The following is a 23,294-nucleotide window of genomic DNA, read 5'->3' as shown; positions in this document are numbered from 1 at the left end:
AGGATTGCTTGAGCGAGCAACTAACACAGACCGTCATTCCGGGGCGCGACGAAGTCGCGAGCCCGGAATGACGAGGGTTGGGACAAAGCCCCCATCAGGCCGCCTTCGACGCCGCCGCGAGCGAGGCGAAGGTCTTGCCTTCCGCCGCGAGCTTTTTCAACAGCGGCGCGGGCTCGAGGCTCGGATCGTTGGTCTCCTTGGCGTAGTAGGAGAGCCGATCGGCGATGTGCTTGAGGCCGACGCTGTCGGCCCAGAACATCGGGCCGCCGCGGTAGATCGGCCAACCATAGCCGTAGAGCCAGACCACGTCGATGTCGGAGGGACGAGCCGCGATGCCCTCTTCCAGGATCTTCGCGCCCTCGTTGATCATCGGATACATCATGCGCTCGAGGATCTCGTCGTCGCTGACGACGCGCTTCTTGCGGCCGAGGCGGGCAAGCGTCTCGTCGATCAGCTTCTCGACATCAGGGTCGGGCAGCGGCGCGCGGGAGCCGGCCTCGTACTTGTAGTAGCCCTTGCCGGTCTTCTGGCCGAAGCGGCCGGCTTCGCACAGCGCGTCCGCGATCTCCGACTTGATGCCGCGGTCCTTGCGCGAGCGCCAGCCGATATCGAGGCCGGCGAGGTCGCCCATCGCGAACGGTCCCATCGGCATGCCGAACTTGGTGACGACGGCATCGACCTGCTGCGGCAAGGCGCCCTCGAACAAGAGCTTTTCGGACTGCTTGCCGCGCTGGGCGAGCATGCGGTTGCCGACGAAGCCGTCGCAGACGCCGACCACGGCCGGCACCTTTGCGATCTTGCGCGCGATATTGACGGCCGTCACGAGGGCGTCCGGCGCGGTCTTGTCGGCGCGCACGATCTCGCACAGCTTCATGACGTTGGCCGGCGAGAAGAAGTGCATGCCGAGCACGTCCTGCGGACGCTTGGTCGACTTCGCGATCTCGTCGATGTTGAGGTACGAGGTGTTGGAAGCGAGCACGGCGCCCTGCTTGGCGTATTGGTCGAGCTTGCCGAACACTTCCTTCTTCACCGCCATGGTCTCGAACACGGCTTCGATGACGAGGTCGGCATCGCCGACATTCTCGATGCCGACGACGCCGTTGATCAGCGCCATGCGCTTGGCGGGCGCATCGGCCGGAATGCCGCCGCGCGCCGCGGTCGCTTCCCAGTTCTTCTGCATGATGCCCATGCCGCGCTTGAGCTGCTCCTCGCCGGTCTCGATCAGTGTGACGGGGATGCCGGCATTGGCAAAGGACATCGCGATGCCGCCGCCCATGGTGCCGGCGCCGAGGATGGCGACGCGGTTCACGGCACGCGACTTGGTGCCTTCAGGGACGCCGGCGATCTTGGCGGCTTCGCGCTCGGCGAAGAAGGCGTAGCGCTGCGCCTTGGACTGGTCGCTGGCGACGAGCTTCAGGAAGCCCTCGCGCTCTTTCTTGAGACCCTCGTCGAAGGGCAGGTCGATGGCGTAGCCGACCGCGTCGGCGGCGGCGAACGGCGCCTCCAGGCCGCGCGACTTCTTGGTCATGGCGGCGACCGCGTTGGTGAAGATCGAGCGGTCGGCCTTGGCTGCCGCGATCTTGGAATCGTCGTCGCGCAGACGCCGCAGCGGACGCTTCTCCGCGATCAGCTTGCGCACGAAGACTTCGCCGCCCGATGCCGGCCCCTCGACGATCTCCTCGATCAAGCCGTTCTTGAGCGCTTCCGCCGCACCGATGGGATCGCCGCCGACGATCATCTTGACCGCGAGCTCAGGACCGACCGCGCGCGGCAGGCGCTGGGTGCCGCCGGCGCCCGGCAGCAGGCCGAGCTTCACCTCGGGCAGGCCGAGCTTCGCCTCTTTCACCGCGACGCGGAAATGACAGGCGAGCGCGACCTCGAGGCCGCCGCCGAGCGCCGTGCCGTGGATCGCGGCGACGACGGGCTTGGGCGAATTCTCGATCTCGGACAGCACGTCGTTGAGCGCCGGCGGCTTCGGCGGCTTGCCGAACTCGGTGATGTCGGCGCCCGCGATGAAGGTGCGACCGGCGCAGGTCAGCACGATGCCCTTGATGGCGGGATCGGCGATTGCGGCCTTGATGCACTCCAGGATGCCACCGCGGACCGCGGCGCTCAGCGCGTTGACCGGAGGGCTGTTGACCGTGACGATCCCGACCTCGTCATGACGCTCAAGCTTGACCACTTCGCTCACGGTGTTCCCTCCTTGGTGGGGATTAACTTTTGTTCGATTTCGCGGTGCGGAATTTAATTCCGCATCTTGACGGCAGGGTTATTTTGAAGCACGTGGCTTGTCAACGACTCCGCGCAAGAAGCAGATCAGGGATGAAGCGTACAGGAAAGAAGCCAGCGACCGATCGGAATTTCGTCGTCGCGCTTTCCCGCGGACTGGACGTATTGCGAGCATTCCACCCCAATGACGGCCTTCTGGGCAATCAGGAGATTGCGGCGCGCACCAATCTGCCGAAGCCGACGGTGTCGCGGCTGACTTACACGCTGACCAAGCTGGGTTATCTCGCGCCGGTTCCCCGCTTCGAGAAGTACCAGCTCACCCCTGCGGCGATGTCGCTCGGCTACGCCGCGCTTGCCAATCTCGGCGTTCGGCATTTGTCCGAGCCGTTCCGCGAGGAGGTGATGCGCGCGACCGGCGGCGCCGTCGCGGTCGGCGGCCGCGACCGTCACAGCATGATCTATTTCGGGCAAAGCCGCGGCAGCGAGACGGTCGGCGTTCAACTTGACGTCGGCGCCCGTGTGCCGATCGCAACCAGTGCGATGGGCCGCGCCTATTTCTGGGCGCTCGACGACACCGATCGCGCGGAGTTGTCGCGCCTGTTGCGCGAGCATTACGGCAGCCGCTGGCCGAAGATGCGCGACGGGTTGGAACGTTCCGGCGAAACCGTCGCGAAATACGGTTTTGCGATTTCGGTCGGCGACTGGCACGACGACATCGGCGCTGCCGGCGTCGCGCTCAAGCTCAACGACGGAACCGGACCTTACGCATTCAATTGCGGCGCGCCCGCATTCCGCTTCACGGAAGAGCGTTTGATCAACGACATTGGACCGCGTCTCTTGGCGATGGTAAGGAACATCGAAGCGGCACTCGGTGGTCTGATGCCGCATTCAAAAAAAGACGTCAGCAAAAAGCTGAAATCAGGAGGGAAAGTTGCTCGTTTGGCCGAGGGGATCAGATAGCCTTTGTCATCGTCGGGAGCGGTACGCATCGCCCCTGCGCTCATTGAACGACGTGAGCGAGACGAGATGACGCAGGCACAGCTCGCGCAGGGGACATCGCCCCTGCTCGCCGTTCGCGACGTCAGCGTCGTGTTCGGCGGCATCGTCGCGCTCAACGGTGTGTCATTCGACATGCACAAGGGCCAGATCCTCGGCTTGATCGGCCCCAATGGCGCCGGCAAGACCACGCTGTTCAACTGCCTGTCCCGGCTGTATCAGCCCTCGTCGGGCGACATCCTGATGGAGGGCGTCAGCATCCTGACGCGCCCGCCGCACCGGATTGCCGAGATCGGCATCGGCCGTACGTTCCAGAACGTGGCGCTGTTTCCGAACCTCTCGGTGATGGACAACGTTCGCGTCGGCGCCCATGCGAAGACCTCCAGCGACATCATCAGCGACTCCTTGAGGCTTGCCTGGGTCCGGCGCAGCGAGGCCAGCATTAACAGGAAGGTGCAGGAGATCCTCGCATACCTCGGCCTCGAGGATGTCGCCCATACCGTCGTGTCCGGCCTGCCGTTCGGCACGCAGAAGCGCGTCGAACTGGCGCGCGCGCTGGCGGCGGATCCGAAGATCCTGCTGCTCGACGAGCCGGCCGGCGGCCTCAACCACGAGGAAGTCTACGTGCTCGGGGACCTCATCCGCAAAATCCGCGACGAGCGCCACATGACCGTGCTGCTGGTCGAGCACCACATGGGCCTCGTGATGTCGATCGCCGACCACGTCGTCGCGCTGAATTTCGGCAAGAAGCTCGCGGAAGGCACCCCCGCCCAGGTGCAGGCCGACCCCGACGTCATCAAGGCCTATCTCGGGAGCAAGGACCAATGACGCCACTTCTCAACGTCAAGGACCTGCGCGCCTATTACGGCCAGGTCCAGGCGCTCCACGGCCTGTCCTTCTCGCTCAACGAGGGCTCGCTGACGACGCTGCTGGGCGCCAACGGCGCCGGCAAGACCACCACGCTGCGCGCGATCTGCAACATGGTGCGCTCCACCGGCGGAGTCGAGTTTGAAGGCAAGCCGCTCAACAACCGCTCCACCGAGAGCATCGTGCGGTTCGGCATCGCCCACGTGCCGCAGGGCCGCGGCACCTTCACCAACATGACCGTGGAAGAGAACCTCCAGCTCGGGGCCATCACCCGCAAGGACAGCGCCGGCATCGTCTCCGACATCGAGCGCATGTATGCGCATTTCCCGGTGTTGAAGCAGCGCCACACCCAGCAGGCCGGCACGCTCTCCGGCGGCGAGCAGCAGATGCTCGCGGTCGCCCGCGCCCTGATGCTGCGGCCGCGGCTGATGCTGCTGGACGAGCCCTCCTTCGGGCTCGCCCCGCTGGTGGTGCGCGACCTGTTCGGCATCCTCAGCAAGATCAACCGCGAGGACAAGGTGTCGATCCTGGTGGTCGAGCAGAACGCGCAGCTCGCGCTCGAGCTCGCCGATCAGGCCTACGTGATCGAGACCGGCCGCATCGTGATGTCCGGCAAGGCCAAGGACATCGCGAACAACGAAGAAATCCGCAAATCCTATCTGGGTTACTGAGGGGCGATGATGGCAATGATCTATCCGCGCACTCCGTACACCTCTCCCTTTGGGAGAGGTCGGCGCAAAGCGCCGGGTGAGGGGTTAAGATTTCACGTTGGAGCTGCGGCCCCTCACCCGATTTGCTGCGAAAATCGACCTCTCCCCGCTGGGGAGAGGTGGACCTCCGACGCCGTTGCAGTTCAAATCCAATCGAGCAAGTTTTAGGGAGCCGGGACAATGGAGCTGTTCACCAACCAGGTCCTGGCCGGCATCGCCACGGGCGCGATCTATGCCTGCATGGCGCTCGCCGTGGTCATGATCTACCAGGCCATCGACCATCTCAACTTCGCGCAAGGCGAGATGGCGATGTTCTCGACCTTCATCTCCTGGCAGCTGATGCAATGGGGCGTGTCCTACTGGGCCGCCTTCCTGATCACGCTGGCATTCTCCTTCGTCGCCGGCATCGCGATCGAACGAATCCTGTTCAAGCCGCTCGCCAAAGCGCCGGTGCTGACCAACGTCGCCGGCTTCATCGCGCTGTTCGCCATCATCAACTCCTCGGCCGGCCTGATCTGGGACTTCACCATCAAGCAATATCCGACCCCGTTCGGCTCCTCGCCGTTCCTGGGCAGCCAGCTGATCTCGACCCACCAGGCCGGCATGATCGGCGTCACGATAGCGCTGCTGCTCGCGCTGTATTTCTTCTTCCAGTACACGCGGATCGGTCTTGCGATGCGCGCCGCGGCATCGGTGCCCGAATCGGCCCGCCTCGTCGGCATCAACACGAGCTGGATGATCGCGCTCGGCTGGGGCATGGCGACCGCGATCGGCTCGATCGCCGGCATGCTGATCGCACCGGTGGTGTTCCTGGAGCCCAACATGATGGGCGGCGTGCTGATCTACGGCTTCGCCGCCGCGGTGCTCGGCGGGCTCTCGAGCCCGTTCGGCGCCGTGGTTGGCGGCTTCCTGGTCGGAGTGTTCGAGAACCTCGCCGGCACCTACATCCCCGGCGTCGGCAATGAGCTGAAGCTCCCGATCGCGCTCGCGCTGATCATCTCCGTCCTGGTTGTCAAACCCGCTGGCCTGTTCGGCCGGCACATCGTCAAGCGAGTTTGATCATGAGCGCAGCAGAAGAAGTCGTCGCCGAAGGCCACGAGGCGGTCGAGGCGGTTCCGAAGCGGGCCATGACGCTTGGCACCGGCACCTCGCTGGTGGTGCTGTTGGCGCTGTTGCTCGTGCCGATGTTCGTCAAGAACTTCGTCATCTTCCAGATGACGATGCTCCTGATCTACGGGCTCGCGGTGCTGGCGCTGAACATCCTGACCGGCGGCTCCGGCCAGTTCTCGCTCGGCCAGAGCGCATTCTACGCCGTCGGCGCCTATACGTCGGCGGTGCTGATGGAGTACTTCAACGTCAACTACGCGCTGACAATTCCGGTTTCCGCGGCGATCTGCTTCGGATTCGGTTACCTGTTCGGCAAGCCGGCGCTGCGGCTGTCGGGCATCTACCTGGCACTCGCGACTTTTGCGCTCGCGACCGCGATGCCGCAACTGCTCAAGCTGAACTTCCTCGAGCACTGGACCGGCGGCGTGCAGGGCCTCGTCGTCACCAAGCCGGACGCGCCGTTCGGGCTGCCGATGTCGCAGGACATGTGGCTGTACTACTTCACGCTCGCCGTGACGATCGCGATCTACATCTTCTCGGTCAACCTGCTGCGCTCCCGCTCCGGACGCGCCTTCATGGCGATCCGCGACAACGAGATCGCGGCCTCCTCGATGGGTGTCAACGTCGCCTTGTACAAGACGCTGGCCTTCGGCGTGTCCGCCGGCATCACCGGCGTCGCCGGCTCGCTCGGCGCCATCGCGGTGCAGTTCGTCGCACCCGACAGCTACACCATCACGCTGGCGATCTCGTTGTTCCTCGGCATGGTGGTCGGCGGCGTCGGCTGGCTGCCCGGCTCGTTCGTCGGTGCGGCCTTCATCATCTTCGTGCCGAACATGGCGGAAAGCATCTCCAAGGGCCTTTCCGGCGCGGTGTTCGGCGTGCTGCTGTTCCTGGTCATCTACCTCGTGCCCCATGGCTCAAGGCAGATCGCGATCCTGGGCCAGCAACTCGCCGGCAAGCTCAGAAGAAACTGAAACTCGAAGACTGTTGTTTAAACGAAGGAGACCGAATTGCGATTTGGAAGAACACTGCGAGCCGCCGCGCTGGTCACGGCAACGGCGGCCACTGCCCTCACCTCTGGCGCTGCACTCGCCCAAAAGAAATACGACACCGGCGCGTCCGATACCGAGATCAAGATCGGCAACATCATGCCGTACAGCGGTCCGGCATCGGCCTATGGCATCATCGGCAAGACCGAAGAAGCCTATTTCAAGATGATCAACGACAAGGGCGGCATCAACGGCCGCAAGGTCAACTTCGTCACTTATGACGACGGCTATTCGCCGCCGAAAGCCGTCGAGCAGGTGCGCAAGCTGGTCGAGAGCGACGAGGTTCTGGTCGTCTTCAATCCGCTCGGCACGCCCTCGAACAGCGCGATCCAGAAATATCTCAACTCCAAGAAGATCCCGCAGCTGTTCGTCGCTACCGGCGCTACCAAGTGGAACGATCCGAAGAACTTCCCCTGGACCATGGGCTGGCAGCCCTCCTACCAGAGCGAAGCCCAGATCTACGCCAAATGGCTGATGAAGGAGAAGCCCGACGCCAAGATCGCGATCCTCTATCAGAACGACGATTTCGGCAAAGACTACCTCAAGGGCACCAAGGACGGCCTCGGCGCCAAAGCTTCGTCCATGATCATCATGGAAGAGAGCTATGAGGTCTCGGAGCCTTCGATCGACGGCCACATCGTCAAGATCAAGGCGGCCAATCCCGACGTGCTCCTGATCTATACGACGCCCAAGTTCGCGGCGCAGACCATCAAAAAGACAGCCGAGCTCAGCTGGAAGCCGCTGCAGATCCTCACCAACGTGTCGATCTCGGTCGGCAGCGTGATGAAGCCGGCCGGCTTCGAGAATGCGCAAGGCGTGCTGTCGGCGGCCTACGCCAAGGACTCCACCGATCCGCAGTGGGCCAACGACCCCGGCATGAAGAAGTGGAATGAATTCGTCGACAAGTACATGCCCGGCGCCGACAAGTCCGACACCAGCATGGTCTACGGCTACGGCGCTGCTTCGACCCTCGCCAAGGTGCTCGAGATGTGCGGTGACGATCTCACCCGCGCCAACATCATGAAACAGGCGGCTTCGTTGAAGGATTTTGCGCCGGATACGCTCCTGCCCGGCGTCAAGATCAACACCAGCCCGACCGACTTTGCTCCGATCGCCCAACTTCAAATGATGCGCTTCAAGGGCGAGAAATGGGAACTGTTCGGCGAGATCATCAGCGGCGACGTCAAGACCGAGTGACGCTGAGCCAAGAGTTCGAACCCGAGAAGCCCCCGCGAGCGATCGCGGGGGCTTTTTGTTGACGGCCGGCTTCAATCTTGTTCAATGCAGCGCCTACGCAACTCGGGGCAGGAGAACAATGACCGCCGTTCGTTTTCAGGTTGCGGCCCTCTGGACCGCCCTCGCTTTGTGCACTGCAATGGACAATCCTGCACTGGCGCAGAAGAAGTACGACAGCGGCGCCTCCGATACCGAGATCAGAATCGGGAACATCATGCCCTATAGCGGCCCGGCTTCGGCCTATGCCGCGATCGGCAAGGTCGAGGAAGCCTATTTCAACAAGATCAACGCCGAAGGCGGCATCAACGGCCGCAAGATCAAGTTCATCTCCTACGACGACGCCTATTCGCCGCCGAAGACGGTGGAACAGGCGCGCAAGCTGGTCGAGAGCGACGGGGTGCTCCTGATCTTCGGCTCGCTCGGCACCTCCACCAACAACGCCATCCGCAAATACATGAACGAGAAGAAGGTGCCGCAATTGTTCGTCGCGAGCGGAGCCTCGAAGTGGAACGACCCGAAGCAATATCCTTGGACCATGGGCTGGCAGCCGAGCTACGCCAGCGAGGCGCGCATCTACGCCAAGTACATCATGAAGGAGAAGCCGGACGGAAAGATCGGCGTGCTCTACCAGAACGATGATTTCGGCAAGGACTATCTGAAGGGGTTGAAGGACGGCCTCGGCGCCAAGGCCTCGATGATCGTGCTGCAGGAGTCCTACGACACCTCCGAGCCCGCGATCGACGAGCGTGTCGTGAAGCTGAAGGCCTCGGGCGCAGACGTCTTCATCAGCATCACCACCCCGAAGTTTGCCGCGCAAGCGATCAAGAAGGCGGCGGAGATCAACTGGCATCCGGTCCACATCATCTCCAACGTTTCGGCCTCCGTCGGCGGTGTGATCGAACCGGCCGGCATCGAGATATCCCAGGGCATCCTATCGGCGACCTACACCAAGGACAGCTCCGATCCGCAATGGAGTGCCGACGACGGCATGAAGAGGTTCTATGACTTCCTCGCGAAGTACGATCCCAAGGCCAACAAGCTCGAAGCCGGCGTGGTGTACGGCTATGCCGCCGCGCAGACGATGGTGAAGGTGCTGCAGATGTGCGGCGACGATCTCACCCGCGAGAACGTCATGAAGCAGGCGGCTTCCCTGAAGGATTTCGAACCCGACACGCTGCTGCCCGGCATCAAGATCAACACCGCGCCTGATAATTTCGCCCCGATCGAGCAGCTGCAAATGATGCGCTTCAAGGGCCGGAAATGGGAGCTGTTCGGCGACGTCATCTCCAGCGAGATGGGGCATTGAAGCCGCACCCGGGCGCAATTGAAAATAGCCTGCATTTCAAAAGACAACCTCTGCGCAGCTGAGTGACGGCCTACCTCATCTCGCGCGCCGGAATATTCCGTATCCCCTCGAAAAAGAAGCACCTCGCCGCGACGGCGCCGGCGGGCGTTCTCCTTGCTGGGCGCCCGAGAAGGGTATTCAATGCGTACCGGAGCGGCGCGCAATGATCGCTCCCAACAAGAACAATCGACACATTCAAACCGAGCTAGGGAGAGCAAGATGCCTGCAATGCATGTGCGATTGGGGGCCTTTTCGGCCGCCCTCGTACTGGCTGCCACCCTGTCCACGACAGCGTTCGCGCAGAAGAAATACGACACCGGCGCATCCGACACCGAAATCAAGATCGGCAACATCATGCCCTACAGCGGACCGGCCTCCGCCTACGGGGTGATCGGCAAGACCGAGGAGGCGTATTTCCGCAAGATCAACGCGGAAGGCGGCATCAACGGCCGCAAGATCAACTTCGTCTCCTATGACGACGCCTATTCGCCGCCGAAGACGGTGGAGCAGGCTCGCAAGCTGGTCGAGAGCGACGAGGTGCTGATGATCTTCAATCCGCTCGGCACGCCGCCGAACTCGGCGATTCAGAAATACCTGAACCAGAAGAAGGTGCCTCAGCTGTTCGTCGCGACCGGCGCCACCAAGTGGAACGACCCGCAGAACTTTCCGTGGACGATGGGCTGGCAGCCGAACTACCAGAGCGAGACGACCATCTACGCGAAGTATATCCTGAAGAACAAGCCCGACGCCAAGATCGCGGTGCTCTATCAGAACGACGATTACGGCAAGGACTATCTGAAGGGCTTCAAGGACGGGCTCGGAGCCAAGGCAGCCTCGATGATCGTGATCGAGGACAGCTATGAGGTCTCCGAACCGACCATCGACTCGCACATCGTGAGATTGAAGGCCACGGGCGCCGACGTCTTCATCAACATCACCACGCCGAAATTCGCGGCGCAGGCGATCAAGAAGAACGCCGAGCTCGGCTGGAAGCCGCTGCATTTCCTCAACAACGTCTCGGCCTCGATCGGCAGCGTGATCAAGCCCGCCGGCTTCGAGAACGCGCAGGACATCATCTCCTCGCAATATTTCAAGGACCCGACGGACGCCCAATGGAAGACCGACGCGGCAATGACCGCCTGGAACCAATTCCTGGACAAGTACTATCCGGAAGCGAACCGCGCCGACGCCTCGGTGATGTACGCCTACATCGTAAGCCAGGGTCTCGTTCACGTGCTCAAGGCCTGCGGCGACAATCTGACCCGCGAGAACGTCATGAAGCAGGCCGCCAGCATCAAGGACTACGAGCCGGCCGGCCTGCTGCCCGGCATCAAGGTCAACACCTCGGCCACGGACTTCGCGCCGCTCTCGCAGGTGCAACTGATCCGCTTCAAGGGCGAGCATTGGGAGCGATTTGGCGAGATCCTGAGCGGGGACGTCGGCGGCTGATCTTAACCAGCCGCTAAAGATGTCGTCTCTATCGACGAAAGACTCAGCCCCTGCGGCTTTGCCGCAGGGCTTTTCCTTGAAGCTTTCGAGCAAATCGTATTGAATTACGGCCGCGTCACCAAGAACCGTCAAGCCAAGAACAAGGACGCGCACATCAAGAAAAATAGGGAGATTGGAATGCCTGCTGTTACCGGCAAGATTGCCGCTGCGTCACTGGCGCTTGCGCTCTTTGCGGCTACGACATCCACCGCATCGGCCCAGAAGAAATACGATACCGGCGCGACCGACACCGAGATCAAGATCGGCAACATCATGCCCTACAGCGGACCGGCCTCCGCCTACGGCGTCATCGGGCGGACCGAGGCCGCCTATTTCAAGAAGGTCAACGATGAGGGCGGCATCAACGGCCGCAAGATCAATTTCGTCTCCTACGACGACGCCTATTCGCCGCCCAAGACGGTGGAGCAGGCGCGCAAGCTGGTCGAGAGCGATGAAGTGCTGCTCATCTTCAACTCGCTCGGCACGCCGCCGAACTCGGCGATCCAGAAATACATGAACTCGAAGAAGGTGCCGCAACTGTTCGTCGCCACCGGCGCCACCAAGTGGAACGATGCGCAGAATTTCCCCTGGACGATGGGCTGGCAACCCAACTACCAGAGCGAGACGCAGATCTACGCGAAATACATCATGAAGGCGATGCCGAACGCCAAGATCGGTGTGCTCTTCCAGAACGACGATTACGGCAAGGACTACCTGAAGGGCTTGAAGGACGGACTCGGCGCCAAGGCCGCCAGCATGATCGTGCTCGAGGAGAGCTACGAGACGTCGGAGCCGACGATCGACAATCACATCGTCAAGCTGAAGGCGTCCGGCGCCGACGTCTTCGTCAACATCACCACGCCGAAGTTCGCGGCGCAGGCGATCAAGAAGATCTCCGAGATCGGCTGGAAGCCGACCCACTTCCTCAACAACGTCTCGGCCTCGGTCGGCAGCGTGATCAAGCCCGCCGGCTTCGAGAATTCGCAGGACATCATCTCGGCCGCCTATCTGAAGGACGTATCCGATCCGCAGTGGAAGGACGACGCCGGCATGAAGGCCTTCCTGGAGTTCATGACCAAGTACTTCCCTGAAGGCGACAAGCTCGACGGCGGCACCGTCGTCGGCTACGGCGTGGCCCAGACCCTGGTGGAGGTGTTGAAGAAGTGCGGCGACGACCTCACGCGCGCGAACGTCATGAAGCAGGCGGCGAGCCTGAAGGACTTCCGCACCGAGGTGCTGCTGCCCGGCATCAAGATCAACACCGGCCCGAGCGACTTCGCACCGATCAGCTCGCTTCAGCTCATGAAGTTCAAGGGCGAGAAGTGGGACCTGTTCGGCGACGTGATCAGCGCCGACGCCGGCGGCTAGCCCCGCGCCACTTGCAAATGCCACGCCCCCTGCGCCGACCGCGCAGGGGGTTTTTGCTTGCGCGCCGATCCCGATGACGCGATTGCACAATCGAATAATGACGGTGGCCGCTTACGCTCTGGCCCCCGATGCGATAGGCATGTGAGCGGCGCGTGACCCGCCAGCTTGTTCCGTCTGCTCAAGGCCTTTCGTGATGACCGATCGACGCCCCCTGCTCCGCGCAATCTACGACGCCGCCGTCGCCGCGGCCCATCCCAATGTGGTGCTGGCGCCGCACTTGCCGCCCGCGCCCACAGGACGCGTGATCTGCCTCGCCGCCGGCAAGGGCGCCGGCGCCATGGCTGCGGCGGCCGAGCGGCATTATCTCGACACGATCCAACTCGCACCGGAGCGCCTCGTCGGCATCGCCACCACGCGCCATGGCTACGGCGTGCCGACGCGCCGGATCCGCGTGGTCGAAGCCGGTCATCCCGTGCCGGACGAGGCCGGCCTGAAGGGCGCCGCCGACACGCTGGCGCTCGCAGGCGAGGCCGGGCCGGACGATCTGCTCCTGGTGCTGCTCACCGGCGGCGGCTCGGCCAACTGGATCGCGCCGAGCGAGGGCATCAGCTTCGCGCAGAAGCAGGCGGTCAACAAGGCGCTGCTGCGCTCGGGCGCGCCGATCGGCGAGATGAACGTCGTGCGCAAGCATCTCTCGCGGATCAAGGGCGGACGTCTCGCCCGCGCCGGCAAGGATGCCGCCGAGATCGTGACGCTCGCGATCTCGGACGTGCCGCATGACGACCCCTCCGCAATCGCCTCCGGCCCGACCGTGCCCGATCCGACCACGCTGGCGGACGCACGCGCCATCGTCGCGAAATACCAGCTCGACATCGACGACGCCGTCCGCCGCGCGCTTGAGGATCCCGCCAACGAAAGCTGCAAGCCCGACGATGCCGCCTTCGCGCGCGCGCGTTTCGAACTGATCGCACGGCCCAAGCAGTCGCTCGATGCCGCGGTGAAGCTCGCGCGCGAATCCGGCTACGAGACCATCGACCTCGGCGCCGACCTCGAAGGCGAGGCGCGCGAGGTTGCCGCCGCGCATGCCAGGCTGGCGCTGGAGGCGCGCGCGCAAGGCAAGCGCCTTGCGATCCTCTCCGGCGGTGAGCTCACGGTGACCGTGCGTGGCCAGGGGCGCGGCGGACCGAACCAGGAATACGCACTGGCGCTCGCCAACCTGCTCAAGGACACGCCGGACATTTCGGCGCTGGCAGGCGATACCGACGGCGCCGACGGCGGTGGCGGCCACCCTACCGACCCCGCCGGCGCGCTGATCGACGCGGCGACGTTCGCCAGGATGAAGGCGCAGGGGCTGCAACCGCAGCAATATCTCGACAACAACGATGCCACCGCGTTCTTCGAGGCCACCGGCGACCTGCTGCTACCGGGCCCGACGCTGACGAACGTCAACGACATCAGGGTCATCCTGGTGGACTAGGGCTCGCCCCGTTCGACGCGATCGCGTTCGCAACGAGGGAGCGTGGACCGTTAGCGTTTGCCGCCGACATGCTCCAGCAGCGCGAGCAGGCCCTTCAACAAGTCCGTCGGTGACGGCGGGCAACCCCTGATGTGCAGATCCACCGGGACGGTCTCGGATACGCCGCCGACGCAGGCGTAGCTGCCTCTGAACATGCCGCCATCGACCGCGCAAGCGCCGACCGCGACGACCCATTTCGGATCCGGCGTCGCGTTGTAGGTCCGCTCCAGGGCTTCCCGCATGTTCTTCGTCACGGGCCCCGTGACCAGCAGCACGTCGGCATGGCGCGGCGAGGCGACGAAGCGCAGGCCGAAGCGTTCGACGTCGTAGAAGGCGTTGGACAGCGCGTGGATCTCCAGCTCGCAGCCGTTGCAGGATCCGGCATCGACCTCGCGAATGGCGAGGGAACGCCCCAGCCGGGCCTGGGCAGCGCGGTCGACTTTCGCTGCAAGCTCGGCCAGCGCCGAACCATCCGGCGCCGGAGCGGGCTCCGTCAGCGAACCATGGGTGAGGCTTTCGAACAGGGTGTTGCGCATGGCTTAGAGGTCCACGCCCGAATAGGAACAGTTGAACGACTTGTTGCACAGCGGGAAGTCGGCGATGATGTTGCCTTCGATCGCGGTTTCCAGCAGCGGCCACTGGAACCAGGAGGCGTCGCGCAGGTGGCAGCGATCGATACGCAACTCGCCATCGAGCCGCAGCCACACCAGAACGTCACCGCGGAAGGCCTCGGTGAGCGCCAAGCCTTCACAGGCACCCCCGCCGCTCCGGGCCGGCAGCGCGGTCTCGAGCCCGCCCGGCCCAAGCCGGTCGAGAATCTGCTCGATCAACGCGACGCTCTGCTCGACCTCGCGGATTCGGATCCAGACCCGCGCATTCACGTCACCGGCCTCCAGGACCGGCACCTCGAACGACAGCGCCTCGTAAGGCCCGTAGGCCAGCGCCCGCCGCGCATCAAAATCGCGGCCCGAGGCGCGGCCGACATAACCGCCGGCGCCAAACTGGCGCGCATATTCCGCCTTCACGATGCCTGTGGTGACGGTGCGGTCCTGCAGGGACGCCGTATTGTCATAGAGCTCGATCAAGCGCGGGAACACCTTGCGCAGCTCGGCGACCAACGCGCGTAGCGCGGACACGCCGTCCGGCGCAATGTCACGCCTCACGCCCCCGGGCACGATGACGTCCATCATCAAGCGATGGCCGAACGCTGTGTCCGCAGCGCGCAGGCAGCGCTCACGCAAGACGCCGGTCTGGGCATGCATCATCGCGAACGAAGCGTCGTTGCAGATGGCCCCGATGTCGCCCAGATGATTGGCGAGCCGCTCCAGCTCCGCCATCAGCGCTCGCAAGAGGTTTGCGCGCCTCGGCGCCTCGATCTGCAGTGCCGCCTCCACGGCACGTGCGAAAGCAAAGGCGTAGGCGACGGTGCTGTCGCCGGAGGCGCGGCCGGCGAGCTTCGCGGCGGCCTCGAGGCTCGCACCCTGCATCAGCGACTCGATACCCTTGTGGGTGTAGCCGAGCCGCTGCTCCAGCCGCACCACATGCTCGCCGTTGGCGGTGAAGCGGAAATGGCCGGGCTCGATGATCCCGGCATGGACCGGGCCGACCGCCACCTGGTGCAACGCCTTGCCCTCGGCCGGCAGGAACTGGTACGGCCGCACGTCGCGCGATGCGTTGCGGCCGGAGAGCGGGTCGGATTGGCCCCAGGCACCGTGATCGAGCCATGGCCTCAGATCGTTGGCTGAGGTCGGAACAAGCCCGAGCAGGTCATGGATGCACCGCTCCAGCCGAAGCGCCGGCGGATGACGGCTGGCGACGCTCGGAAATGTGCCGTCCGTACACTCGTGGGTAACGACCGCGATCGCGGCCGACCCTGCATCGAGCATCGCCATATGCACCGCGGTCGGCTCGCCCCAGAAGCCGAGCAGTGTGAGTTCCCCTTCGGCGAGCCGATCGATCGCCACCCGCCAGCCCTCCTCCGTCACGATCGCGCGCGGCCAGGGCCGGTGCGACGGCACCGCTTTGACATGGGGGATGCTGTCGAGGATGCCCATCGCCTATCCCAGCAGCTTCGCGACGTTCTGGAAGCCGGTGACCAGCACCGGCGGCAGATAGATGCCGGCCATCAGCACCAATCCGAGGTGCGTGAACATCGGCACGTAGGAGGCTTCAGCGGGGGCGGTCTTGCCCTTGGGCTCGCCGAACATCACCACGCCGACCCGCAGGAAAAGCCCGCCCAGCGCGATGATGATGCCGAGCACCAGGATCACCGTCAGCCAGGGCGCGCGTGCGAATGTCGAGCTCACCACCAGAAACTCGCTCATGAAGATGCCGAACGGCGGCAGCCCGACGATGGCGACCACGCCGAGCATCAGGCCCCAGCCGAGCACGGGGTTGGTCGTCGTGAGGCCGCCGATATCGGCGATCTTCTGTGTGCCCTTGACCTGCGCGATATGGCCGACGGCGAAGAAGATCGCCGACTTGGTCAGCGAATGCATGGCCATGTGCAACAGGGCCGCGAAATTGGCGAGCGGGCCGCCCATGCCGAAGGCGAAGACGATGATGCCCATATGCTCGATCGAGGAATAGGCGAACATCCGCTTGATGTCGCGTCGACGGTACAGCATCAGCGCGGCGAAGATCACCGAGGTCAGGCCCATGGTCACCATCAGCGGACCCGGCGTGATCGCCTCGGAGTTGACCGCGAGCATCATCTTGAATCGCAGCAGCGCATAGAGCGCGACATTGAGCAGCAGACCTGACAGCACCGCCGAGATCGGCGTCGGGCCCTCCGCATGCGCATCCGGCAGCCAGGCGTGCAACGGCGCCAGGCCGACCTTGGTGCCGTAGCCAAGCAGGAGGAAGACGAAGGCGACGTTGAGCAACGCCGGATCGAACTGTGCGGCGTGCTTCACCAGCACCGTCCACACCATGCCGTCGAGCCCCTCGCCCACCGCCGGGCGCGCCGCCATATAGACCAGGATGGTGCCGAACAGCGCCAGCGCGATGCCGACGCTGCCGAGGATGAAGTATTTCCATGCGGCTTCCAGCGCCTCATGGGTGCGGTAGATACCGACCATCAGCACGGTCGTCAGCGTCGCCACCTCGACCGCGACCCACATCAGGCCGATATTGTTGGCGACCAGCGCGAGGTTCATCGCGAACATCAGCATCTGATACATCGCGTGATAGAAGCGCAGGAAGGCCGGCGTCAGCCGCCCGATCTCGATCTCGTGGTTAATGTAGCTCGCGCTGAAGACCGATGTCGTGAAGCCGATGAAGGTCGTCAGAACGATGAAGACCTTGTTGAGGTCGTCGAGCAGCAGATATTGCCCGGACGTCGGCTCGATCACGAACAGGGACACCGAAGTGAGGAAGGTCGCGAGCGCCGCGACGATGTTGAGCTTCGCCGCCAGCATGTAGCCGGGCAGAACCGCGAGCAGAGCGGCGGAGACGGACGGGATCAGCAGGATCGCACCGAGCGCATCGATCGTCATCGCCGCTCTCCCCGGAAGCGATCGAGCGCCTGTACGTCCACGCTGTCGAAGCGCTCGCGGATGCGGAACAGGAATATCCCGATCACGATGAAGGCGATCAGCACCGAGAAGGCGACGCTGATCTCGACCACCAGCGGCATGCCCTTGGCGCCGGTTGCCGCCAGCACCAGCCCGTTCTCCAGCGACATGAAGCCGACGACCTGGCTCACGGCGTTGCGTCGCGTAACCATGATCAAGAGCCCCAGTAGCACCACCGACAGCGCGAAGGCGAGGTCCTCGCGCGCAAGCGCGTCGGCGCCCGGCGTCACCCGCAACATCACCACCATCGACAGCGCGACGAGGCCGATCCCGGCCATCATCGTCAGCCCGATGCCGATCACGTTCTCGATCTCGCGGTGGATCCCGAGCCGCTTGATGATCCGGTGCAGCGCCACGGGGATGATGATGGCCTTGAAGACCAGCGCGATCAGCGCCGTGATATAGAGATGCGGCGCGTGCTGCACATAGGCCTGCCAGCCCACCGACAGCGCCAGCACGCCGGCATGCAGCGCATAGACGTTGAGCAGCGCATAGAGCCGATCCTGGTAGAGCATCATGAAGCTCGCCAGCACGAGGGAGCCGGCGAGCAGATGGGCGATGTCGAATTGCAGGCTGCTCATCTCAGAGGCTCCCCGACACGAAGCGCAACAGCGTGGCAAGCAATGCCAGCATCAGCGCCGCACCCAGGAACTCCGGAATCCGGAACACGCGCATCTTGGCGATCGCGGTCTCGAACAGCGCAAGCAGGAAGCCGAGGGCCATGAGCTTGCCGAGATAGACCAGCGCGCCGGATGCGAGCCTTGCAAGGCTCGCATCCGCGGTCGCCGTGCCCCATGGCAGGAACACGCAGGCGATCAGCGAGACATAGAGCAGAAGCTTGAGCTGCGAGGACAAGTCGATCAGCGCGAGATGCCGCCCTGAATATTCCAGCACCATGGCCTCGTGCACCATGGTGAGCTCGAGATGGGTGGCGGGGTTATCGACCGGGATGCGGGCATTCTCCGCCAGCGCCACGATGGTCAGCGCCACGAACGCCATCCCCAACGACACACGCAGGCCGACCGCGTCCGAGCCCATGAACTCGGCTACCGTGGAAAGCTGCGTCGAGCCGGCGATCATTGCGACCGAGAACGCGGTGATCAGCATCGCGGGCTCGGCGAGGGAGGCGATCATCACCTCACGGCTGGAGCCGATGCCGCCGAAGGCGGTTCCGACATCCATGCCGGCGAGCGCCTGGAAGAAACGGGCGCTGCCGAGCAGCGCAGTGATGGCGATGAGATCGGCGGTCCAGGAGAACAACAGACCATTGCCGAAGGTCGGCACCAGCGACGCGGCGACCCAGGTGCCCGCGAACATCAGGTAGGGAATGACGCGGAACAGCCAGGATGCGTTGTCCGCGAGCACGACGTCCTTGCGCATCAGGCGGATGAGGTCGCGATAAGGTTGGAGCAGCGGCGGCCCGCGCCGGCGTAGCAGCCGTGCTTTCACCTTCCGCACGAATCCCGTCAGCAGTGGCGCGAGTCCCAGCACCAGCGACATCTGCGCGCCCTGGGAGAGGATGTCGCGCAGCCCGCTCATAGGGCCACCACCAGCAACAGCACGATCAGCGCCACGAACACCAGCGTCAGGTAGCGGCGGATGCTGAAGAACTGCAGGATATTGATGCGGTCCGTCGCATAGCCGATGGCCTTCGCGACCGGCGCGTACAGCCCCTCCCAGATCAGATCGTGCAGTTCGACCGTGAGCCGCGCGGGAAGCGGCGAGGACGGCGGCGGCATCTCGCCGATCTCGCGTGCGCCAAAGATGACGCTGCCGAACACGCGGCGGATCGGCTGCGAGAAGCTGGAGGCCGAGTACTGGATCGCCGGATCCGCGTCGGGATAGCCGCAATCCCAGGCCGGCGCGCGGCGTACGCGGTCGGAGGCGAGACGGTGAATGGCTGACGCCGCCGCCGTGCCGCACAGTGCCACGAACAGGAACACCAGAAGGCCGTTATAGGAACTGCGGCTTTCCGCGATCGGCACGATGGTGAGCCATTGCAACCCGACCTGATGCGGCATCACGTTGCCGACCATATCCTTGCTCACCGGCGCCAGTACGTCGATGAACAGTCCCGGCAGGATTCCGGCAATGAGGCAGAGGGCGGCAAGCCCGAACATCGCGGTCAGCGAGAAGCGGTCGGTCTCGTGCGCCGCCGCCGCGACATCCGAACGCGGCCGACCGAGGAAGCTGATGCCATAGAGCTTGACGAAGCAGGCTGCGGCAAAGGCGGCCGCGAGCGCCAGCAGACCTCCGACCGCCGGGATGACGAGCTTGAGGCCCCAGGAGGGCAGTTGCGGCGAAAGCAGGATCGCCTGAAAGGTCAGCCATTCCGAAACGAAGCCGTTGAACGGCGGCAATGCCGAGATCGCGACGCAGCCGACTAGCACCGCGAACGCCGTCTTCGGCATGCGATGGATCAGTCCGCCGAGCTTCTCCATGTCGCGCTCGCCGGTCGCTCCCAGCACCGCGCCGGCGCCGAAGAACAACAGGCTCTTGAACAGCGCATGATTGAAGACGTGCAGCATCGCCGCGGTGAAGGCGAGCGCCGCCACCCAGTCGAGCCCTTCCGCCTTGAAAGCCAGCGCCAGCCCGAGGCCGGTGAAGATGATGCCGATGTTCTCGATCGTGGAATAGGCGAGCACGCGCTTGATGTCGCGCTGCATCAGCGCATAGAGCACGCCGAGCGTCGCCGTCGGAGCGCCGACCAGCAGCACCACCATGCTCCACCACCACACCGGTTCGGGCACGAGATCAAAGACGATGCGCACGAAGCCGTAGACGGCGACCTTGGTCATGACGCCGCTCATGAGCGCGGAGACGTGGCTGGGCGCGGCGGGATGGGCGAGCGGCAGCCAGGCATGCAGCGGCACCAGGCCGGCCTTGGAACCGGCGCCCAGCAGCACGAGGATGATGACCGTGCCGGTCAGCGTAGCGGAAGGATGCGAGGCTCGGATCGCATCGAAATCGTAACCGGCGTCGCTCGCGAGCAGGCCGAAGGCGAGCAGCAGCGCCAGCGTGCCGAAACTTGCCATCAGGATATAGACGAAGCCGGCGCGGACATTCTCCGGGTCCCGGTGATGCGACACGACCATCGCCCAGGAGGTCAGCGACATGAATTCCCAGGCGACCAGGAAGCTGAAGGCATCGTTTGCCAGCACGACGACGTTCATCGCTGCGAGGTAGGCGGGATAGAACGGCAGCACGCGGCCGGAGGAGTCCTCGTGCCTGGAGTAACCGAGCGCGAACAGGCTCGCCGCGACGCCGCCGAGATTGACGACGACGAGGAAGAAGGCGGACAGCGCATCGAGCCGGAAATGAGCACCGAGCCAGGGCAGGCCGATCGGCAGCACCGCGCTCGGCGCCGGCTGAGGGGAATGGAGCAGACCGGACAGCGCCGTGACGCAGAGCGTCGCTGTCGCGATCAGGCAGCCGCCGTAAAGGATGATCGAGCCGCGCCGGTGCGTCGACAGCAGGATTCCCGCAGGCGCCAGCGCCAGCAGAGCCGCCACCGACCATAGCGCGACGGCGATCATGGCGGGGCCTCGATCATGGCTTGTCGTCCGCGCCGGGAGGTGGAGATCTCAACCGCACCCCGCGGCCCCCGGCGGTTGACACCGCTCCCTCGGCGATCAGCTCGATGCCGGCAACCGACAGCGCCTCAACCAGCTTCACCAGGGAATCGACATTGCCGCGGATCACCCCTTCGGAGGCCTCCATGCGCTGGATCGTCGGCAGCGACAGCGAACAGCGCTGCGCGAGTTCGCGCTGATCGATCCTGAGCAAGGCACGGGCGGCTCGAAGCTGCGCGGCGGTGATCACGGGGCAGAATGTCCGTGGCGGCTACAATGATTGATTTGCCGAGCTTATGGCCCATGAAATGATGTTTCAAGCATCATTTTATATATGCAGCGCGTCATATCCGGTCGAGGGGACGCGGACGCCCGTGCCGGAGGCCAATAAAGCCGGTGGCATGGCAACCACGGAAATGCGCCGAAAGATTCCAGGGGCGCTCTCGCGCACTTGAGGAGTGACCGCCCGCCTCAAAACTCGTTGGCGATCTTCGAGAGCATCGCGATCAGCGCTTCGCGGTTGCTTTGCCCGAGCAGATCGTTCAGCCGGGCCTCGTGCTTGGTGGCGACCAGCTTCTTGGCGCGGGCCAGCACGGCCTTGCCCTTGTCGGTCAGCACCAGGATGTGCGAGCGGCGGTCGTTGGTGGAGCGGATCCGCGCGCAGAGGTCGCGGCTCTCGAGGTTGTCGAGCATCGCCACGAAGTTCGGCCTGAGGATGCCGAGGGTGGATGCGATCTCGGTCTGGTTACGGCCGGGATTTTTCTCGACCAGCAGCAGCACCGAGAACTGCGCCGGCGTGAGCTGGAGCGAAGCCATGCAGCGCAGGAAATTCTCGAACACCTTGAGCTGCGCCCGCTTCAAGACATAGCCCAGCTGCTCGGAAAGCCCGCCGAGCTGGAGTGCCTCGGCGGCCCCCTGCCCCTGCGATTCGACCGCGTCCTTGCGGCCCTTGGCCGGATCGGCCGGCTTTTCGGAGGTCTTTTCAGCGGACTTTTCAACGGCCTTGGAAACGGTCATCGCCTCGTGCTCGTAATCCCGTTAAATTCGGGACGGGTCGTTCCCCACCCTTGATGTTATATTTGATAATTGTTATGGACCATATCAAATATCGCATGCGTGTTTCAACGGCTGTGAGCGGACCGTCCACCGCAATCGAGCGGACCGGTTCGTAATATGAGGGGAGCGTCCGGTCTTGAATACCACAATCATGCTGTTCCTGGTGCAGGACGGCATCACCAATGGCGCGATCTATGCGCTGCTCGGCCTGGCGCTGGTGCTGGTATTCGCCGTCACCCGCGTCATCCTCATCCCCCAGGGCGAATTCGTCACCTACGGTGCGCTGACCTATGCCTCGCTGGCCGCCGGCCAGATGCCGGGGACGGCCAAGCTCGCGCTGGCGCTCGGCATCGGTGCCTTCGCCTTCGACCTGTTCGTGGCGCGCAAGGCGCTGCACGGGCGGCTGGTCGTGCGCAGCCTCATCACGAACATCGTGCTGCCTTCCATCGTGCTGGCGCTGACCGTGTACTTCGCCGCCCAGAAGCCGCCGGTCGCAATCTGCATCGCGCTGTCGCTGGTGATCGTCGCGATGATCGGCCTTTATCTCTACCGGATCGCGTTCCAGCCGCTGGCGCACACCTCGGTGCTAGTGTTGCTGATCGCCTCCGTGGGCGTCCACCTCGCGCTGCAGGGCCTCGGCCTTCTGTTCTTCGGCGCCGAAGGTCAGCGCGGACCGGCCGTGCTGTCCGGCGCCTTTACCGCCGGCGCGTTGCGCTTCACCGGCCAGAGCATCACCGTCTACGCCATCACCGTCGCCTTCATCGTCGGGCTCTGGCTGTTCTTCGGCCTGACGCTCTACGGCAAGGCGCTGCGCGCGACCGCCGTGAACCGTCTCGGGGCGCGGCTCGCCGGCATCCGCACCACCTTGTCGGGGCAGATCGCTTTCCTGCTGGCCTCCGTCATCGGTGCGCTGTCGGGCATCATGATCGTGCCGATCACGACGCTCTATTACGACTCCGGCTTCCTGATCGGCCTGAAGGGCTTCGTCGCCGCGATCATCGGCGGTCTCGTCAGCTACCCCTTGACCGCCGTCGCGGCGCTGGTGGTCGGCATCGTCGAGGCGTTCTCGTCCTTCTATGCCTCCAACTACAAGGAAGTGATCGTTTTCATGCTCTTGATCCCCGTGCTGCTGCTGCGCTCGCTCGCCGCGCCGGCGGTCGAGGAAGAGAAGGACTGAGGC

The 23,294-nt window shown here is 64.2% G+C and carries 20 protein-coding genes; 11 read left to right on the top strand and 9 right to left on the bottom strand.

Going from position 1 to position 23,294, the window contains the following annotated elements; genetic code table 11:
• Nucleotides 1-94: 94 nt before the first annotated feature.
• Nucleotides 95-2,191, bottom strand: a complete 2,097-nt coding sequence (locus DCM80_RS17370) for a 3-hydroxyacyl-CoA dehydrogenase NAD-binding domain-containing protein (protein ID WP_257192821.1) — start codon at nt 2,189-2,191, stop codon at nt 95-97.
• Nucleotides 2,192-2,322: 131 nt separating this feature from the next.
• On the opposite strand from DCM80_RS17370, the gene DCM80_RS17365 reads away from it, so the two are divergent.
• The 10 genes from DCM80_RS17365 (at nt 2,323) to DCM80_RS17320 (ending at nt 13,872) form a co-directional block, all read left to right on the top strand.
• Entirely contained in the window at nt 2,323-3,189 is an 867-nt protein-coding gene (locus DCM80_RS17365; protein WP_028138569.1) for an IclR family transcriptional regulator, read from the top strand.
• A 66-nt stretch (nt 3,190-3,255) separates the two neighbouring features.
• On the top strand, nt 3,256-4,053 hold the full coding sequence (locus DCM80_RS17360; protein ID WP_257176593.1) for an ABC transporter ATP-binding protein: 798 nt from the start codon (nt 3,256-3,258) through the stop codon (nt 4,051-4,053).
• Nucleotides 4,050-4,763 carry an ABC transporter ATP-binding protein gene (locus DCM80_RS17355; protein ID WP_028138571.1) on the top strand — a complete coding sequence of 238 codons (714 nt, stop codon included), beginning with the start codon at nt 4,050-4,052 and terminating at the stop codon, nt 4,761-4,763. Before DCM80_RS17360 ends, DCM80_RS17355 begins: the two co-directional genes overlap by 4 nt.
• Before the next feature lie 219 nt (nt 4,764-4,982).
• Nucleotides 4,983-5,861 carry a branched-chain amino acid ABC transporter permease gene (locus tag DCM80_RS17350; protein WP_028138572.1) on the top strand — a complete coding sequence of 293 codons (879 nt, stop codon included), beginning with the start codon at nt 4,983-4,985 and terminating at the stop codon, nt 5,859-5,861.
• 2 nt (nt 5,862-5,863) lie between these two features.
• A complete protein-coding gene (locus DCM80_RS17345; RefSeq protein ID WP_028138573.1) occupies nt 5,864-6,883 on the top strand; it encodes a branched-chain amino acid ABC transporter permease in 1,020 nt (339 codons plus the stop codon).
• Nucleotides 6,884-6,919: 36 nt separating this feature from the next.
• Nucleotides 6,920-8,155 (top strand): ABC transporter substrate-binding protein, encoded by a 1,236-nt coding sequence (locus DCM80_RS17340; protein ID WP_257176589.1) that lies wholly within the window; start codon nt 6,920-6,922, stop codon nt 8,153-8,155.
• A gap of 118 nt (nt 8,156-8,273) precedes the next feature.
• The gene (locus DCM80_RS17335) at nt 8,274-9,500 is read left to right on the top strand and encodes an ABC transporter substrate-binding protein (protein WP_257192820.1); all 1,227 of its coding nucleotides are present in this window, start codon (nt 8,274-8,276) and stop codon (nt 9,498-9,500) included.
• A 258-nt stretch (nt 9,501-9,758) separates the two neighbouring features.
• Nucleotides 9,759-10,988 carry an ABC transporter substrate-binding protein gene (locus tag DCM80_RS17330; protein ID WP_257192819.1) on the top strand — a complete coding sequence of 410 codons (1,230 nt, stop codon included), beginning with the start codon at nt 9,759-9,761 and terminating at the stop codon, nt 10,986-10,988.
• A 177-nt stretch (nt 10,989-11,165) separates the two neighbouring features.
• On the top strand, nt 11,166-12,395 hold the full coding sequence (locus DCM80_RS17325) for an ABC transporter substrate-binding protein (RefSeq protein ID WP_257192818.1): 1,230 nt from the start codon (nt 11,166-11,168) through the stop codon (nt 12,393-12,395).
• Between the two features lie 193 nt (nt 12,396-12,588).
• On the top strand, nt 12,589-13,872 hold the full coding sequence (locus tag DCM80_RS17320; protein ID WP_257192817.1) for a glycerate kinase: 1,284 nt from the start codon (nt 12,589-12,591) through the stop codon (nt 13,870-13,872).
• 50 nt (nt 13,873-13,922) lie between these two features.
• Here DCM80_RS17320 and DCM80_RS17315 read toward each other — a convergent pair whose 3' ends face one another.
• From DCM80_RS17315 to DCM80_RS17280, 8 genes are all read right to left on the bottom strand, one after another.
• Nucleotides 13,923-14,447 carry an NADH-quinone oxidoreductase subunit B family protein gene (locus tag DCM80_RS17315; protein ID WP_257192816.1) on the bottom strand — a complete coding sequence of 175 codons (525 nt, stop codon included), beginning with the start codon at nt 14,445-14,447 and terminating at the stop codon, nt 13,923-13,925.
• A gap of 3 nt (nt 14,448-14,450) precedes the next feature.
• On the bottom strand, nt 14,451-15,965 hold the full coding sequence (locus tag DCM80_RS17310) for a nickel-dependent hydrogenase large subunit (RefSeq protein WP_257192815.1): 1,515 nt from the start codon (nt 15,963-15,965) through the stop codon (nt 14,451-14,453).
• 3 nt (nt 15,966-15,968) lie between these two features.
• A complete protein-coding gene (locus DCM80_RS17305; protein ID WP_257192813.1) occupies nt 15,969-17,408 on the bottom strand; it encodes a hydrogenase 4 subunit F in 1,440 nt (479 codons plus the stop codon).
• Nucleotides 17,405-18,067: a hydrogenase-4 component E gene (locus DCM80_RS17300; protein WP_257176582.1), complete on the bottom strand. Its 663-nt coding sequence runs from the start codon at nt 18,065-18,067 to the stop codon at nt 17,405-17,407. The genes DCM80_RS17305 and DCM80_RS17300 overlap by 4 nt, the downstream gene beginning before the upstream one ends.
• A 1-nt stretch (nt 18,068) precedes the next feature.
• Nucleotides 18,069-19,025, bottom strand: coding sequence for a respiratory chain complex I subunit 1 family protein (locus tag DCM80_RS17295; RefSeq protein ID WP_257192812.1), 957 nt, complete (start codon nt 19,023-19,025; stop codon nt 18,069-18,071).
• On the bottom strand, nt 19,022-21,022 hold the full coding sequence (hyfB, locus tag DCM80_RS17290; RefSeq protein WP_257192811.1) for a hydrogenase 4 subunit B: 2,001 nt from the start codon (nt 21,020-21,022) through the stop codon (nt 19,022-19,024). Before hyfB ends, DCM80_RS17295 begins: the two co-directional genes overlap by 4 nt.
• Nucleotides 21,023-21,035: 13 nt before the next feature.
• On the bottom strand, nt 21,036-21,308 hold the full coding sequence (locus DCM80_RS17285) for a helix-turn-helix transcriptional regulator (RefSeq protein ID WP_028138585.1): 273 nt from the start codon (nt 21,306-21,308) through the stop codon (nt 21,036-21,038).
• Between the two features lie 221 nt (nt 21,309-21,529).
• A complete protein-coding gene (locus DCM80_RS17280) occupies nt 21,530-22,075 on the bottom strand; it encodes a MarR family winged helix-turn-helix transcriptional regulator (RefSeq protein WP_257192810.1) in 546 nt (181 codons plus the stop codon).
• Nucleotides 22,076-22,250: 175 nt separating this feature from the next.
• On the opposite strand from DCM80_RS17280, the gene DCM80_RS17275 reads away from it, so the two are divergent.
• Nucleotides 22,251-23,291 (top strand): branched-chain amino acid ABC transporter permease, encoded by a 1,041-nt coding sequence (locus tag DCM80_RS17275; RefSeq protein ID WP_257192809.1) that lies wholly within the window; start codon nt 22,251-22,253, stop codon nt 23,289-23,291.
• Nucleotides 23,292-23,294 lie beyond the last annotated feature (3 nt).

This window comes from Bradyrhizobium sp. WBOS08, assembly GCF_024585125.1.
GTDB lineage: Bacteria > Pseudomonadota > Alphaproteobacteria > Rhizobiales > Xanthobacteraceae > Bradyrhizobium > Bradyrhizobium japonicum_B.
The sequence above is the reverse complement of the archived record's forward strand: the minus strand, read 5'-3'. Positions and strand labels throughout refer to the sequence as shown.